Origin of the sequence: Streptomyces sp. NPDC049577 (genome assembly GCF_040675635.1) — a bacterium.
Lineage (GTDB): Bacteria > Actinomycetota > Actinomycetes > Streptomycetales > Streptomycetaceae > Streptomyces.
The window spans coordinates 1-14,005 of record NZ_JBFAPH010000173.1 but is presented as its reverse complement, the minus strand read 5'-3'; the positions used below and the strand labels follow the sequence as shown (position 1 = coordinate 14,005).

At 69.7% G+C, this 14,005-nt stretch carries 11 protein-coding genes and 1 pseudogene; 4 read left to right on the top strand and 8 right to left on the bottom strand.

Annotated features, from left to right (window positions below; all coding sequences use genetic code 11):
- The 8 genes and pseudogenes from AB0K09_RS19945 to dnaA form a co-directional block, all read right to left on the bottom strand.
- Nucleotides 1–293 (bottom strand): annotated as a pseudogene (locus AB0K09_RS19945) (hypothetical protein); the annotation flags it as partial.
- 3 nt (nucleotides 294–296) lie between these two features.
- A complete protein-coding gene (gyrA, locus tag AB0K09_RS19940) occupies nucleotides 297–2,930 on the bottom strand; it encodes a DNA gyrase subunit A (RefSeq protein ID WP_366066703.1) in 2,634 nt (877 codons plus the stop codon).
- Nucleotides 2,931–2,975: 45 nt separating this feature from the next.
- Nucleotides 2,976–5,024 carry a DNA topoisomerase (ATP-hydrolyzing) subunit B gene (gyrB, locus tag AB0K09_RS19935; protein WP_366066702.1) on the bottom strand — a complete coding sequence of 683 codons (2,049 nt, stop codon included), beginning with the start codon at nucleotides 5,022–5,024 and terminating at the stop codon, nucleotides 2,976–2,978.
- A 292-nt stretch (nucleotides 5,025–5,316) separates the two neighbouring features.
- Complete coding sequence (locus tag AB0K09_RS19930; RefSeq protein WP_366066704.1) at nucleotides 5,317–5,805, bottom strand: DciA family protein; 489 nt, start codon at nucleotides 5,803–5,805, stop codon at nucleotides 5,317–5,319.
- 83 nt (nucleotides 5,806–5,888) lie between these two features.
- On the bottom strand, nucleotides 5,889–7,028 hold the full coding sequence (recF, locus tag AB0K09_RS19925) for a DNA replication/repair protein RecF (protein WP_366066701.1): 1,140 nt from the start codon (nucleotides 7,026–7,028) through the stop codon (nucleotides 5,889–5,891).
- A 56-nt stretch (nucleotides 7,029–7,084) separates the two neighbouring features.
- On the bottom strand, nucleotides 7,085–7,960 hold the full coding sequence (gene gnd / locus AB0K09_RS19920; RefSeq protein WP_366066700.1) for a phosphogluconate dehydrogenase (NAD(+)-dependent, decarboxylating): 876 nt from the start codon (nucleotides 7,958–7,960) through the stop codon (nucleotides 7,085–7,087).
- A 156-nt stretch (nucleotides 7,961–8,116) separates the two neighbouring features.
- Nucleotides 8,117–9,247 carry a DNA polymerase III subunit beta gene (gene dnaN, locus AB0K09_RS19915; protein WP_366066699.1) on the bottom strand — a complete coding sequence of 377 codons (1,131 nt, stop codon included), beginning with the start codon at nucleotides 9,245–9,247 and terminating at the stop codon, nucleotides 8,117–8,119.
- A gap of 905 nt (nucleotides 9,248–10,152) precedes the next feature.
- A complete protein-coding gene (gene dnaA / locus AB0K09_RS19910; protein ID WP_366066698.1) occupies nucleotides 10,153–12,024 on the bottom strand; it encodes a chromosomal replication initiator protein DnaA in 1,872 nt (623 codons plus the stop codon).
- Between the two features lie 477 nt (nucleotides 12,025–12,501).
- Between dnaA and rpmH the strand changes: the two genes are divergently transcribed.
- From rpmH to yidC, 4 genes are all read left to right on the top strand, one after another.
- Complete coding sequence (rpmH, locus tag AB0K09_RS19905; RefSeq protein ID WP_003956500.1) at nucleotides 12,502–12,639, top strand: 50S ribosomal protein L34; 138 nt, start codon at nucleotides 12,502–12,504, stop codon at nucleotides 12,637–12,639.
- A 26-nt stretch (nucleotides 12,640–12,665) separates the two neighbouring features.
- On the top strand, nucleotides 12,666–13,061 hold the full coding sequence (gene rnpA, locus AB0K09_RS19900; protein WP_366066697.1) for a ribonuclease P protein component: 396 nt from the start codon (nucleotides 12,666–12,668) through the stop codon (nucleotides 13,059–13,061).
- On the top strand, nucleotides 13,058–13,375 hold the full coding sequence (yidD, locus tag AB0K09_RS19895; protein ID WP_366066696.1) for a membrane protein insertion efficiency factor YidD: 318 nt from the start codon (nucleotides 13,058–13,060) through the stop codon (nucleotides 13,373–13,375). Before rnpA ends, yidD begins: the two co-directional genes overlap by 4 nt.
- Before the next feature lie 3 nt (nucleotides 13,376–13,378).
- Nucleotides 13,379–14,005: membrane protein insertase YidC (gene yidC, locus AB0K09_RS19890; RefSeq protein ID WP_366066695.1), on the top strand; the 627-nt coding region annotated here is incomplete at its 3' end.

Genomic DNA, 14,005 nt, shown 5'->3' with positions numbered 1-14,005 from the left:
GCGCCCTTGGCGCTCGCCCCCTCGGCCTTCGCCTCCGGGGCGGAACGCTGCGCCGGAGGCTCGTACGCCTTCGGCGGATGGTACGGCTGCGGTCCTCGGGTCTCCGTCATGGTTGCCCCCTCGCCTGCGGAGTCCGTACCGGATGTGCCGGCGGCACCGGGCGCGCCGGCGGCTTCCTGAGCGCCGGCCGCGCCGTCGCGGCCGGAGCCACGGGCACCTGCCTTGTCGGGGCGGGCGGGATTGCGCTTCTTGGCGCCCGCACCGCCTGCCGCGGTGCCCGTGGCTCGACTCACGACTTACTCCTCGGTGTCCTCGACCGGGGGCTGCGCGCCCTCGGCCGCCGTGGCCCCGTCGCCCTCGGTCCCGGCCGTCAACTCGTCGACGACCTCGGCCTCGCGACCCGCCTCGGCGTTCCGAGCGATGCCCACGACGGCATCGCGCTTGCCCAGATTGATCAGTTGGACGCCCATGGTGTCACGCCCGGTTTCACGGACTTCGTTGACCCGCGTACGGATCACACCGCCCCCGAGCGTGATGGCCAGGATCTCGTCCCCCTCCTCGACCACCAGGGCTCCGACCAGCGAACCCCGGTCCTCCACGATCTTGGCGGCCTTGATGCCGAGGCCGCCGCGGCCCTGCACCCGGTACTCGTCGACGCTGGAACGCTTCGCATACCCGCCGTCGGTGGCGGTGAACACGAACGTACCCGGACGGACCACGTTCATCGAGAGCAGCTCGTCGCCCTCGCGGAAGCTCATGCCCTTGACACCCGAGGTGGCGCGGCCCATGGGACGCAGGGCGTCGTCGGTCGCGGTGAAGCGGATCGACTGCGCCTTCTTGCTGATGAGCAGCAGGTCGTCCTCGGGCGAGACCAGCTCGGCGCCGATCAGCTCGTCCTCGGCACCGCTGTCCGTCTCCCGGAGGTTGATGGCGATGACGCCGCCGGAGCGCGGGGAGTCGTAGTCCTTGAGCGGGGTCTTCTTCACCAGGCCGGACTTCGTGGCGAGCACCAGGTAGGGCGCCACGTCGTAGTCGCGGACGGCGAGGATCTCCGCGATCTTCTCGTCCGGCTGGAAGGCCAGCAGGTTCGCCACGTGCTGGCCGCGGGCGTCGCGGCCGGCGTCCGGCAGCTCGTACGCCTTGGCGCGGTAGACCCGGCCCTTGTTGGTGAAGAACAGCAGCCAGTGGTGCGTGGTGGAGACGAAGAAGTGGTCGACGATGTCGTCTTCCTTCAGCTTCGTGCCGCGCACGCCCTTGCCGCCGCGCTTCTGCGAGCGGTAGTCGTCCGTCTTGGTGCGCTTCACATAGCCGCCACGCGTGATGGTGACGACGATGTCCTCCTCGGCGATCAGGTCCTCGATGGACATGTCGCCCTCGAAGGGCACCAGCTTGCTGCGCCGGTCGTCGCCGAACTTCTCGACGATCTGCGTCAGTTCCTCGCTGATGATGCCGCGCTGGCGCTCCGGGGAGGCCAGGATCGCGTTGTACTCGTTGATCTTGGCCTGGAGCTCGTCGTGCTCCTGGATGATCTTCTGCCGCTCCAGGGCCGCCAGCCGGCGGAGCTGCATCTCCAGGATCGCGTTGGCCTGGACCTCGTCGATCTCGAGCAGGCCCATCAGGCCCTCGCGGGCCACGTCGACCGTCTCGCTGCGCCGGATGAGCGCGATGACCTCGTCGATCGCGTCCAGCGCCTTGAGCAGACCGCGCAGGATGTGGGCGCGCTCCTCGGCCTTGCGCAGCCGGAAGCGGGTGCGCCGGACGATGACCTCGATCTGGTGCGTCACCCAGTTGCGGATGAACGCGTCCAGGGAGAGGGTGCGCGGCACGCCGTCGACCAGGGCCAGCATGTTGGCGCCGAAGTTGGTCTGGAGGTCGGTGTGCTTGTAGAGGTTGTTGAGCACGACCTTGGCGACCGCGTCCCGCTTGAGGACGATCACCAGACGCTGGCCGGTGCGGGAGGAGGTCTCGTCGCGGACGTCGGCGATGCCGCCGATCCTGCCGTCCTTCACCAGGTCGGCGATCTTCTGCGCGAGGTTGTCCGGGTTGACCTGGTAGGGCAGCTCGGTGACCACCAGGCACTGGCGGTTCTGGATCTCCTCGACCTCGACGACCGCCCGCATGGTGATCGAGCCGCGGCCGGTGCGGTAGGCCTCCTCGATGCCCTTGCGGCCGACCACGAGGGCGCCGGTCGGGAAGTCGGGGCCCTTGATCCGGTCGATGAGCGCGTCCAGCAGCTCCTCGGGCGTGGCGTCCGGGTTGGCCAGGTACCACTGGGCGCCCTCGGCGACCTCGCGGAGGTTGTGCGGCGGGATGTTGGTCGCCATGCCGACCGCGATGCCGGCCGAGCCGTTGACCAGCAGGTTCGGGAAGCGCGACGGCAGGACCGTCGGCTCCTGGTTGCGGCCGTCGTAGTTGTCCTGGAAGTCGACGGTCTCCTCGTCGATGTCCCGGACCATCTCCATGGACAGCGGCGCCATCTTGCACTCGGTGTACCGCATGGCGGCCGCCGGGTCGTTGCCCGGGGAGCCGAAGTTGCCGTTGGAGTCGACCAGCGGCATGCGCATCGACCAGGGCTGGGCCAGGCGCACGAGGGCGTCGTAGATGGAGGCGTCACCGTGCGGGTGGTACGTACCCATGACGTCACCGACGACGCGGGCGCACTTGTAGAAGCCCTTCTCGGGCCGGTACCCGCCGTCGTACATCGCGTAGAGCACGCGCCGGTGCACCGGCTTGAGGCCGTCCCGGACGTCGGGCAGCGCACGCGAGACGATGACGCTCATCGCGTAGTCGAGGTAGGAGCGCTGCATCTCCGTCTCGAGCCCGACGGGCTCGACACGCATGCCGACGCCCTCGATGGTGGCGGGCTCGCCCTCGGGCGTGGTGCCGTCCGGGGTCACGGGGACGTCAGGGGTGGAAGTCTCGTCGGCCATTGTCGTTCAAAGTCCTTTCGAGCCGCTGCTGTTGTCCAGGCCGACTCAGATGTCGAGGAAGCGGACGTCCTTGGCGTTGCGCTGGATGAAGGAGCGCCGGGCCTCGACGTCCTCGCCCATGAGCACCGAGAACAGGTCGTCCGCCTGCGCGGCGTCGTCCAGGGTGACCTGGCCGAGCACGCGGTGGTCGACGTCCATCGTGGTGACGCGGAGCTCCTCGGCGTTCATCTCGCCGAGACCCTTGAAGCGCTGGACCGAGTCGTCCTTGATCCGCTTGCCGTTCTCCCGGCCGAGCTGGATCAGCGCGTCGCGCTCGCGGTCGGAGTACGCGTACTCGAAGTCGTCCCGGCCCCACTTGATCTTGTAGAGCGGCGGGCGGGAGAGGTAGACGTGCCCGGCCTCGACCAGCGGCCGCATGAAGCGGAAGAGGAAGGTCAGCAGCAGGGTGTTGATGTGCTGGCCGTCGACGTCGGCGTCCGCCATCAGGATGATCTTGTGATAGCGGAGCTTCGAGATGTCGAAGTCCTCGTGCACACCGGTACCGAAGGCGGAGATCAGCGCCTGGATCTCCTGGTTCTGGAGGATCTTGTCGATCCGGGCCTTCTCGACGTTGAGGATCTTGCCTCGGATCGGGAGGATCGCCTGGTACTGCGGGTTGCGGCCGGACTTGGCCGAGCCGCCGGCGGAGTCACCCTCGACGATGAAGATCTCGCACTTGGCCGGGTCGTTCGACTGGCAGTCGGACAGCTTGCCCGGCAGCGACGCCGTCTCCAGCAGGCCCTTGCGCCGGGTGAGGTCGCGCGCCTTGCGGGCCGCGACGCGGGCGGTGGCGGCCTGGATGGACTTGCGGATGATGTCCGCGGCCTCGTTGGGGTTGCGGTCCAGCCAGTCGGTGAGCTCCTCGTGGACGACCTTCTGCACGAAGGTCTTGGCCTCGGTGTTGCCCAGCTTGGTCTTGGTCTGGCCCTCGAACTGCGGCTCGCCGAGCTTGACGGAGATGATCGCCGTCAGGCCCTCGCGGATGTCGTCGCCGGTGAGGTTGTCGTCCTTCTCCCGGAGCAGCTTCTTGTCGCGCGCGTAGCGGTTGATCAGACCGGTGAGCGCGGCGCGGAAGCCCTCCTCGTGGGTACCGCCCTCGTGGGTGTGGATCGTGTTCGCGAAGCTGTAGACACCCTCGGTGTACTGGGTGTTCCACTGCATCGAGACCTCGAGGGAGAGCATGCGCTCCTTGTCCTCGGCCTCGAAGGCGATCACCGTGGGGTGGATGACCTCGCCCTTGCGGGAGTTGAGGTAGCGGACGAAGTCGGAGATGCCGCCCTCGTAGTGGTAGCGGACGGTGAGGGGCTTGCCCTCCTCGTCCACGTGGGCGGGACGCTCGTCGGTCAGGGAGATCGTCAGGCCCCGGTTGAGGAAGGCCATCTCCTGGAAGCGCCGCGAGAGCGTCTCGAAGGAGTACTCGGTGGTCTCGAAGATGTCGCCGTCGGCCCAGAAGGTGACCGAGGTGCCCGTCTCGTCGGTCGCCTCGTTCTGCTGCAGCGGGGCGGTCGGGACGCCCAGCTTGTAGTCCTGCGTCCAGCGGTAGCCGTCGGTCCTGACCTCGACCGCGACGCGCGTCGACAGGGCGTTGACGACCGAGACGCCGACGCCGTGCAGACCGCCGGAGACGGCGTAGCCGCCCCCGCCGAACTTGCCGCCCGCGTGCAGCACGGTCAGCACGACCTCGACGGCGGGCTTGCCCTCGGACGGAACGATGCCGACCGGGATGCCACGGCCGTTGTCGACGACGCGCACGCCGCCGTCGGGGAGGATCGTCACGTCGATGGTGTCCGCGTGGCCGGCCAGGGCCTCGTCGACGGAGTTGTCGACGACCTCGTAGACGAGGTGGTGCAGGCCGCGCTCACCGGTGGAGCCGATGTACATGCCGGGCCGCTTGCGGACCGCGTCCAGACCCTCCAGAACGGTGATCGCACTCGCGTCGTACGACGTCTCACCGCCGGCCGGGGCGCCGGATGAGGCACCCGCCGTCTGGGAGGTGGTGGTGTTCTCGTTGGGGTTGCCGGAATCGGCCACGAAGCGCCCTTTCTGGCACAGCACAGGCCTTCCCCTGCCTACGGCGGGAAGACCCCGCCCGGGGCAGGCAGGAGCGGCTGCGTCGTTCTGCGTTGGTCGACGAGTCCCGCAATCCGGCGGGATTGCCATCAGTCTACCGGTAGCGCCGACATGAATGGGGGTTTGGCGGTGCCTGAGTCCTCACGTGCCGCCCTGAACCGGCATCAGCCGACTCCCTATATGCGGGCCCGGGCTCCAAGAGGCTCACAGCGGCACTCAGCGCTTCCGGCTGTCAACCACCCGCAACCGCGAGCGCCGCGCACCGCGGGGCACCGCATCACCCGTAGGTGTCCCCCGGACCGGTGCTGCCGGGGGCCCGCAGCGGCCCGTACCGGTGCCCGCCGCCGCCCGGCCCCAGCACCTTGATCATTTTGACGGTTCCCTGACCGAGATCGTCGTTCAACCGGGCCACCAGCTGCGGCGCCAGCAGCCGCAGCTGCGTCGCCCACGCCGTCGAGTCGCACAGCACGGTCAGCACCCGCGCGTCCTCGTCGTACTTCTGCGGCGCGCAGTGCAACGCCACCTCCGGCCCGACGATCTGCGGCCAGCGGCCCATCACCCCGCCGACCGCGGCCGGCTTCTCCCAGCCGCGCTCCGTGATCAGCCGGTTGATCGCCGAGCCCAGCGGCAGCGGGTCGCGCCCGTCGGCGCGCGCGCCGGAGCGCAGGCCACCCCCGCGCCGGGCCTGCTTCTTCTGCAGGGCCGCGTTGCCGCGCGCCCGCGCCTGCTCCTTCGCCGCGCGCAGGGCGACCCGGGCCAGATCCACACCCGAGGGCTCGGGCTGTGGACGCTGCCCGGCGGACTGCCCGGCCGAGTGCGCGGCGGACTGCTCGTGCGGAAGCCGTTCGGTCACAGCCGCTCGACCTCGCCCGCCGAGACCGCGAAACGCGCGCCGACCAGTACATCCGGAACGTCGTCGTCCACCGCGGCCGTCACCAGGACCTGCTCGCCCGGCGCCACCAGCTCGGCCAGCCGCTCCCGCCGCCGGGCGTCCAGCTCCGCGAACACGTCGTCCAGCACCAGCACCGGCTCGTTGCCCTCCGAGCGCAGCAGATCGTACGAGGCCAGGCGCAGCGCCAGCGCGTACGACCAGGACTCGCCGTGGCTCGCGTACCCCTTGGCCGGCAGCTGGCCGAGCCGCAGCACCAGGTCGTCGCGGTGCGGACCGACCAGCGTCACCCCGCGCTCGATCTCCTGCTTGCGCGCCTCGCCGAGGGCGGCGACCAGCGCCTCGTACAGCTCCTCACGGGTGTGGGCGCCCTCGGCCGCGGTGCCCGCGGGGTCGAAGGTGCCCTTGTAGTCGAACATCACCGGGCCGCCGCCGGGCGCCAGCTGTTCGTACGCCTTGTCGGCCAGCGGCCGCAGCGTGGTGATCAGGTCCAGCCGGCGGGCCAGCAGCTCGGCGCCCGCCCGGGCGAGGTGCTGGTCCCAGATGTCGAGGGTGGACAGGTCCGCGCCGCGCCCGCCGTGCCGGCGGGCCATGGCCGCGGACTTCAGCAGGCTGTTGCGCTGCTTGAGGACCCGCTCGTAGTCGGAGCGCACGCCCGCCATGCGCGGCGAACGGGCGGTGATCAGCTCGTCGAGGAAGCGGCGGCGCTCGCCGGGGTCACCCTTGATCAGCGCCAGATCCTCCGGCGCGAACAGCACCGTCCGTATGATGCCGAGCACGTCACGGGGCCTGACCTGCGACGACCGATTGATCCGGGCCCGGTTGGCGCGGCCCGGGTTCAGCTCCAGTTCGATCAGCTGCTGCCGCTCGTCCTGGACGACGGCGGCCCGGATGATCGCGCGCTCGGCCCCCATGCGCACCAGCGGCGCGTCGGAGGCGACCCGGTGGCTGCCGAGGGTGGCCAGATAGCCGATCGCCTCGACGAGGTTGGTCTTCCCCTGGCCATTGGGGCCCACGAACGCGGTGACGCCCGGGTCGAGGGCGACCTCGGCCCGGGCGTACGACCGGAAGTCGGCCAGCGAGAGATGCGAAACGTGCACGGTGCCGCCGACCTCCCCCGGCTGCGCTGCTGTGGACTGCTGGGTACTGCTGTGGACTACTTGCTCTCGACCGCGTGGCCGCCGAACTGGTTGCGCAGCGCGGCGATCATCTTCATCTGCGGCGAGTCCTCCTGGCGGGAGGCGAAGCGCGCGAAGAGCGAGGCCGTGATCGCGGGCAGCGGCACGGCGTTGTCGATGGCGGCCTCGACCGTCCAGCGGCCCTCGCCGGAGTCGGCGGCCCAGCCGCGCAGCCGGTCCAGGTGCTCGTCCTCGTCCAGCGCGCGGACGGCCAGGTCCAGCAGCCAGGAGCGGATGACCGTTCCTTCCTGCCAGCTGCGGAAGACCTCGCGCACGTCGGTGACGGAGTCGACCTTCTCCAGCAGCTCCCAGCCCTCGGCGAAGGCCTGCATCATCGCGTACTCGATGCCGTTGTGGACCATCTTGGCGAAGTGGCCCGCGCCGACCGTGCCGGCGTGCACGGAACCGAACTCGCCCTCCGGCTTGAGCGCGTCGAAGACCGGCTGCACCTTGGCCACGTGCTCGGCGTCGCCGCCGTACATCAGGGCGTAGCCGTTCTCCAGGCCCCAGACACCGCCGGAGACGCCGCAGTCGACGAAGCCGATGCCCTTGGCCTTGAGCTCCTCGGCGTGCTTCTCGTCGTCGGTCCAGCGGGAGTTCCCGCCGTCGACCACGACGTCACCCGGGGACAGCAGCTCGGCGAGCTCGTCGATCGTGGACTGCGTCGCCGCGCCGGCCGGCACCATGACCCACACCACGCGCGGACCCTGGAGGGAATCCACAAGTTCCCGGAGGCTGTGGACATCCGCGAGGTCCGGGTTGCGGTCGTATCCGATGACGGTGTGGCCTGCGCGGCGGATGCGCTCGCGCATGTTGCCGCCCATCTTGCCGAGACCGACGAGACCAAGCTCCATGGGTGATCCTTTATGCCTTGACTGCGGGTTCGTACCTCACCCCGAGCCTACGCCGGGGCTTCGGCGCACACCTGTGGGGAGGCGGCGCTCAAAAGGGTCGGGGCGCCTCCCGCGCCCCTGGGGAGCGCGAGGGCCGCCCCTCGCAGAACCGCAGCCTCAGCCGGACAGGCGAACCGGCATGATCAGGTACTTGTACGCGTCGTCCGCCTCCGCGTCCACCGCCGGCTTGCCGCTCAGCAGCGCCGGCTTCGTCGACGTGGTGAAGGACAGCTGCGCGACCGGCGAGTCGATGGCCGACAGGCCCTCCAGCAGGAAGCCGGGGTTGAAGGCGATCGAGATGTCGTCGCCCTCCAGGCGGGCGTCGACCCTTTCCACAGCCTGTGCGTCGTCGCTGGAGCCGGCCTCCAGGATCAGCACACCCTGCTCGAAGCTCAGCCGGACCGGGGTGTTCCGCTCGGCGACGAGCGCCACGCGCTTGACGGCCTCGACGAACGGGGCGGTCTCGATCACGGCGACGGAGTTGAACTCGGTCGGGAAGAGCGTGCGGTACTTCGGCAGGTCGCCCTCGAGCAGGCGGGTCGTCGTGCGGCGGCCGGAGCCCTCGAAGCCGATCAGGCCCTCGCCCTTGCCCTCGCCGGACAGCGCCAGCGAGACCGTCTCGCCGCCGCTGAGCGACTTGGCGGTGTCCAGCAGCGTCTTGGCGGGCACCAGGGCCACGGCGGAGACGTCGGGGGTCTCCGGCTTCCACATGAACTCGCGGACCGCGAAGCGGTAGCGGTCGGTGGAGGCCAGGGTGACCGTGTCGCCCTCGATCTCGATCCGGACGCCCGTGAGCACCGGGAGCGTGTCGTCACGGCCGGCGGCGATGGCCACCTGGGCCACGGCCGAGGCGAAGACCTCGCCCGGGACCGTGCCCGTGGCGGTCGGCATCTGCGGCAGCGCCGGGTACTCCTCCACAGGCAGGGTGTGGAGTGTGAATCGCGAGGAACCGCAGACCACGGTGACCCGCACGCCGTCGGTGGAGATCTCCACAGGCCTGTTGGGAAGTGCTCGGCAGATGTCGGCCAGCAGCCGGCCGGAGACGAGAACGGTGCCGTCCTCCTCCACGTCCGCCTCGACCGAGACCCGCGCCGAGACCTCGTAGTCGAAGCCGGAGAGGCTCAGGGAGCCCTCCTCCGCCTTCAGCAGCAGTCCCGCGAGGACCGGCACCGGCGGACGGGCCGGGAGGCTGCGAGCCGCCCAGGCCACTGCCTCCGCGAGTACATCGCGCTCCACCCGGATCTTCACCGGTACCGCCTCCTGCTTGTTGCTGGCTCGTCCTGCTGGCTACCTCGTCGGCCGATTCGCCGGAGACCAGTCTGACGCACGCCACCGACAGTCGGTGCGGCTCGGGGTCAAGTCGAGGTCAGGGGCGTGGCGCGGCCCGCGGCCGAGTTGTGCACAGGACCCACTTCGAAACGAGTTCCCCGGTTGATCTCTGTGGTCGTAGTAGTAGGGCCTGTGGAAACCGTGGATAACGGCCTTCGCGCAGGTCAGCGCGGATTTTTTGTCCACCGGGCCTGTGGGTGGGGGCCGTGGATAAGCGGCCTCGTCTGTGGACCACGAAAAGTTCTGCACACCCGGTGCACAGGCAGGGCCCACTTCTCCCCAGGCGTGTCCCCAGTTTTACCCACGTTCCCCACAGCCCAACCCACCACCTCGGTGTGACCGCTTTCACTCGGTGCGGTGAGCCCGGGCGTTTCGTTGCCGAACAGTGGACAGCCGTGTGGAAACCCTGTGTACAACATCGACATCCCTGTGGGCGAACGGTGGACAACCTCCGGGCCGGTTGTGGGCGGCTCCGTCGTCCACAGGCTGTGGGAACCCGTCGACCACAATTCCACACCCCCATGACCTCGCCGGATGTCGTATCAACAGCCTGGTCTGTGGACACCGTATGGATAACTTCGCGGTCCCCAGCATGTGGACGGCCGCTCGGCGCCGTTTCTGTGGAGAACCGGCGGCTCGGCCTCCGGAATCGAACACCCGGCGCGGGCCGGGACGGGCGCGGACCGGCGCCCACAGCCTCGCGGACCGCGTCAGGGCCGCTCAGGAGCCGCTTCCGGAACGGCGAAGGGCGCCTCGGGAAGCTCCCGGGGCGCCCTCTCGAAGGCCTGTGGGCGGTGCGTGGCCGGCCGCGGCGCGGCGCGCCGTCAGCCGTTCTTGATGCGGTTGGTCAGCTCGGTCACCTGGTTGTAGATCGAGCGCCGTTCGGCCATCAGCGCGCGGATCTTGCGGTCCGCGTGCATCACGGTCGTGTGGTCCCGGCCGCCGAACTGCGCGCCGATCTTCGGCAGCGACAGGTCCGTGAGCTCACGGCAGAGGTACATCGCGATCTGCCGCGCCGTGACCAGCACCCGGCTGCGCGAGGCCCCGCAGAGGTCCTCCACCGTGTGCCCGAAGTAGTCGGCCGTGGCCGCCATGATCGCCGTCGCGGTGATCTCCGGGGCCGCGTCCTCGCCGCCCGGGATCAGGTCCTTCAGCACGATCTCGGTCAGCCCGAGGTCCACGGGCTGCCGGTTCAGGCTGGCGAAGGCCGTGACCCGGATCAGCGCGCCCTCCAGCTCGCGGATGTTCCGCGAGATCCGCGAGGCGATGAACTCCAGCACCTCCGGCGGCGCGTTCAGCTGCTCCTGGACCGCCTTCTTCCGCAGGATCGCGATGCGGGTCTCCAGCTCGGGCGGCTGGACGTCCGTGATCAGGCCCCACTCGAAGCGGTTGCGCAGCCGGTCCTCCAGGGTCACCAGCTGCTTGGGCGGCCGGTCCGAGGACAGCACGATCTGCTTGTTCGCGTTGTGGAGCGTGTTGAAGGTGTGGAAGAACTCCTCCTGCGTCGACTCCTTGCTCGCCAGGAACTGGATGTCGTCGACCAGCAGGATGTCCATGTCGCGGTAGCGCTTGCGGAACGCGTCCGCCTTGCCGTCGCGGATGGAGTTGATGAACTCGTTGGTGAACTCCTCCGAGCTCACGTAGCGCACCCGCGTGCCCGGGTAGAGGCTGCGCGCGTAGTGCCCGATGGCGTGCAGCAGGTGCGTCTTGCCCAGACCGGACTCGCCGTAGATGAACAGCGGGTTGTACGCCTTCGCCGGCGCCTCGGCCACCGCCACGGCGGCGGCGTGCGCGAAGCGGTTGGACGCGCCGATGACGAAGGTGTCGAAGAGGTACTTCGGGTTCAGCCGCGCCGTCGGCTCGGCAGGGCCCGACGAGGACGCGGACTGCCCGCCCGACGACCCGGAGCCGCCGGTGCCGCCCGGGGTGCGCGCCGGCTGGCCGCCCGGGCGCGGGCCCTCGGGCAGCTCCCGGCCGGTGCCGGGCAGCTCGCGGCGCTGCTGCTGCTCGTACTGCGGGCGCTCGGGCGCCGGGGGGCGGTAGTCCGGCTGCTGCTGCTCGTACGAGGCGGACGCGTAGGGGTCCCGCTCGGGCTCGGAGAAACCGCCGAGGCGCGGCTGCTGCCAGCCGTAGTCGCCCCGGTCGCCCGGCGGCGTGGCCGCGGCCCGCGGCCAGGCGCCCGGCTCGGGGCGAGGCTGCTGGTAGTCGGCCGGGTAGGCCGGACGCACGTTCGGCAGCTCCTCGGCGGCCGCCTGGCGGCCGTACGCGTCCCGGGGCGCGTCGTAGCCGTCGCGGGTCGTCTCGTACCCGTCGTACGCCTCGTAGGAGTCCCGGCCGTCGTACGCGTCACGCGGCTGGGGCCGGTCCTGGCGCTCGGCCCGCTCGGGGGCCTGGGGCGCCTGCGGGACCGGGGGTGCGCCCACGGAGGCGTCGACGGTGATCGCGATCCGGATGGGGCGGCCGCACTCGCGGCTGAGCGTCTCGCTGACGATCGGCGCGAGCCGGCCCTCCAGGACGCCCTTGGCGAACTCGTTGGGCACCGCCAGCAGCGCCGTGTCCGCGACCAGGGCCAGGGGCTGGCAGCGCCTGATCCAGTGCTCGTCCTTGCTCTCCACACCCTGACCGCGCCCCTCGCCGAGGAGGTGCTCGAGAACGCGCGGCCACACTGCGGCAAGATCGGCGGGCAGGTCAGCCACAGGGCACGCTCTCTCAGTCACGGGGGGAGCCCTGGAGTCCCACGAATGTGTGGTTCTCGGGACGGGCGGGAAGGATTCGGAGTTCAGTCACGGTAGTCAGGGCGAGGTGCGTGGTTCAAGTCGTTGTCCACAGGGTGTGTACAAATGTGCCATGAGCCTGGACCGTGACGTTCCCGCCGTCCGGTTCTCGAAGAGAGCTGTGACGGTGGCGTCGGCTTGCGCTGCACGGGCCGCGAGAGGCTACGGTGTACGCCGGGTGCGCTGCCGGTTTGACCGGATGGCGTAACCACGCGTACCGTGACCAGGTCGAGTTGTCGACCGGCTGCTGCCGCCTGCCTCCGATGGGCAAGGATCGCATCCTCAACAGGTTGTGATCGTGAAGCGGTGCACTTGGGCGTATTGCGAGCTTCCTCGTGGGCGCACGGTGACAGCCAGGCGATGCCCCGCCACCACACGATTCATTTCTGGAGCCCCCGAGTGAGCAAGCGCACCTTCCAGCCGAACAACCGCCGCCGCGCGAAGACCCACGGCTTCCGCCTGCGCATGCGCACCCGTGCCGGCCGCGCGATCCTCGCGTCCCGCCGCAGCAAGGGTCGCGCCCGCCTGTCGGCCTGACCGGCCCGACGTCAAGGTCCAATGACGTGCTGCCTTCCGAGTCTCGGCTGAGGCGGCGCGAGGACTTCGCGACCGCGGTTCGCCGGGGACGCAGGGCCGGCCGCCCGCTCCTCGTCGTCCACCTACGCAGCGGTACCACGGACCCGCACACACCTGGGGGAGAAGCCTCCCCGGTGCGTGCGGGTTTCGTCGTGAGCAAGGCCGTCGGCGGTGCCGTCGTCCGCAATCTGGTGAAGCGGCGACTGCGCCACCTGATGCGTGACCGGCTGGACCGGCTGCCCGCCGGTAGCCTGGTGGTGGTGCGTGCCCTGCCGGGTGCGGGCGAGGCGGACCATGGTCAGCTGGCCCGCGACCTCGATACCGCGCTGCAGCGGCTGCTGGGAGAGGAGCCGCGCAGCCGCAATCCCGGGAGCGACCGGTGAAGTATCCGCTGCTGTGGTTGATCAAGTTGTACCAGTGGACCATCAGCCCCCTGCTGGGGCCGGTCTGCAAGTACTACCCGTCGTGCTCGCACTACGGCTACACCGCCATTGACAGGCACGGTGCGATCAAGGGAACGCTCCTCACAGCCTGGCGCATCCTGCGCTGCAACCCGTGGTCGCTCGGTGGCGTCGACCACGTTCCTCCCCGGAAGCGTCCGGTCTGGCACCAGCGGCTGAGGAGCCGACTGGGTGGGAACCCCGCCTCGGGGTCCGCCGCACAGCCCGAGACTCAGCCCAACGCCCAAGGAGCCTGATTCGTGGACACGATCCTCGGTCCTCTTTATTACGCAGTTTCCTGGATCATCGTCCAGTTCCATTCGCTGTACAGCCTTGTCTTCGACAAGAACAGCGGCTGGGCGTGGGGTCTGTCCATCGTCTCGCTGGTGGTCCTGATCCGTGTCTGCCTGATCCCGCTCTTCGTGAAGCAGATCAAGGCGACGCGGAACATGCAGGCGCTCCAGCCGAAGATGAAGGCGATCCAGGAGCGCTACAAGAGCGACAAGCAGCGCCAGTCCGAAGAGATGATGAAGCTCTACAAGGAGACGGGCACCAACCCGCTCTCGAGCTGTCTCCCGATCCTGGCCCAGTCGCCCTTCTTCATCTCGCTGTACCAGGTCCTGAACCACATCGCGCAGGGCAAGACGGTCGGCTTCATCGACAAGCCGCTGCTCGACAGCGCGCGGCAGGCGCACATCTTCGGCGCCCCGCTGTCCGTGAAGTTCATGGACTCGGCCGCCAAGGTCGAGTCGCTGGGCGCCTCGCTCACCGACGTCCGGGTCGTCACGGTCATCATGATCGTCCTGATGTCGGCCTCGCAGTTCTTCACCCAGCGCCAGCTGATGACGAAGAACGTCGACCTCACGGTGAAGACGCCGTTCATGCAG

What these genes read in the sequence shown, in the direction of transcription:
- gnd (WP_366066700.1), bottom strand. Translation starts at nt 7,960, where the DNA reads ATGGAGCTTGGTCTCGTCGGTCTCGGCAAGATGGGCGGCAACATGCGC.
- gyrA (WP_366066703.1), bottom strand. Translation starts at nt 2,930, where the DNA reads ATGGCCGACGAGACTTCCACCCCTGACGTCCCCGTGACCCCGGACGGC.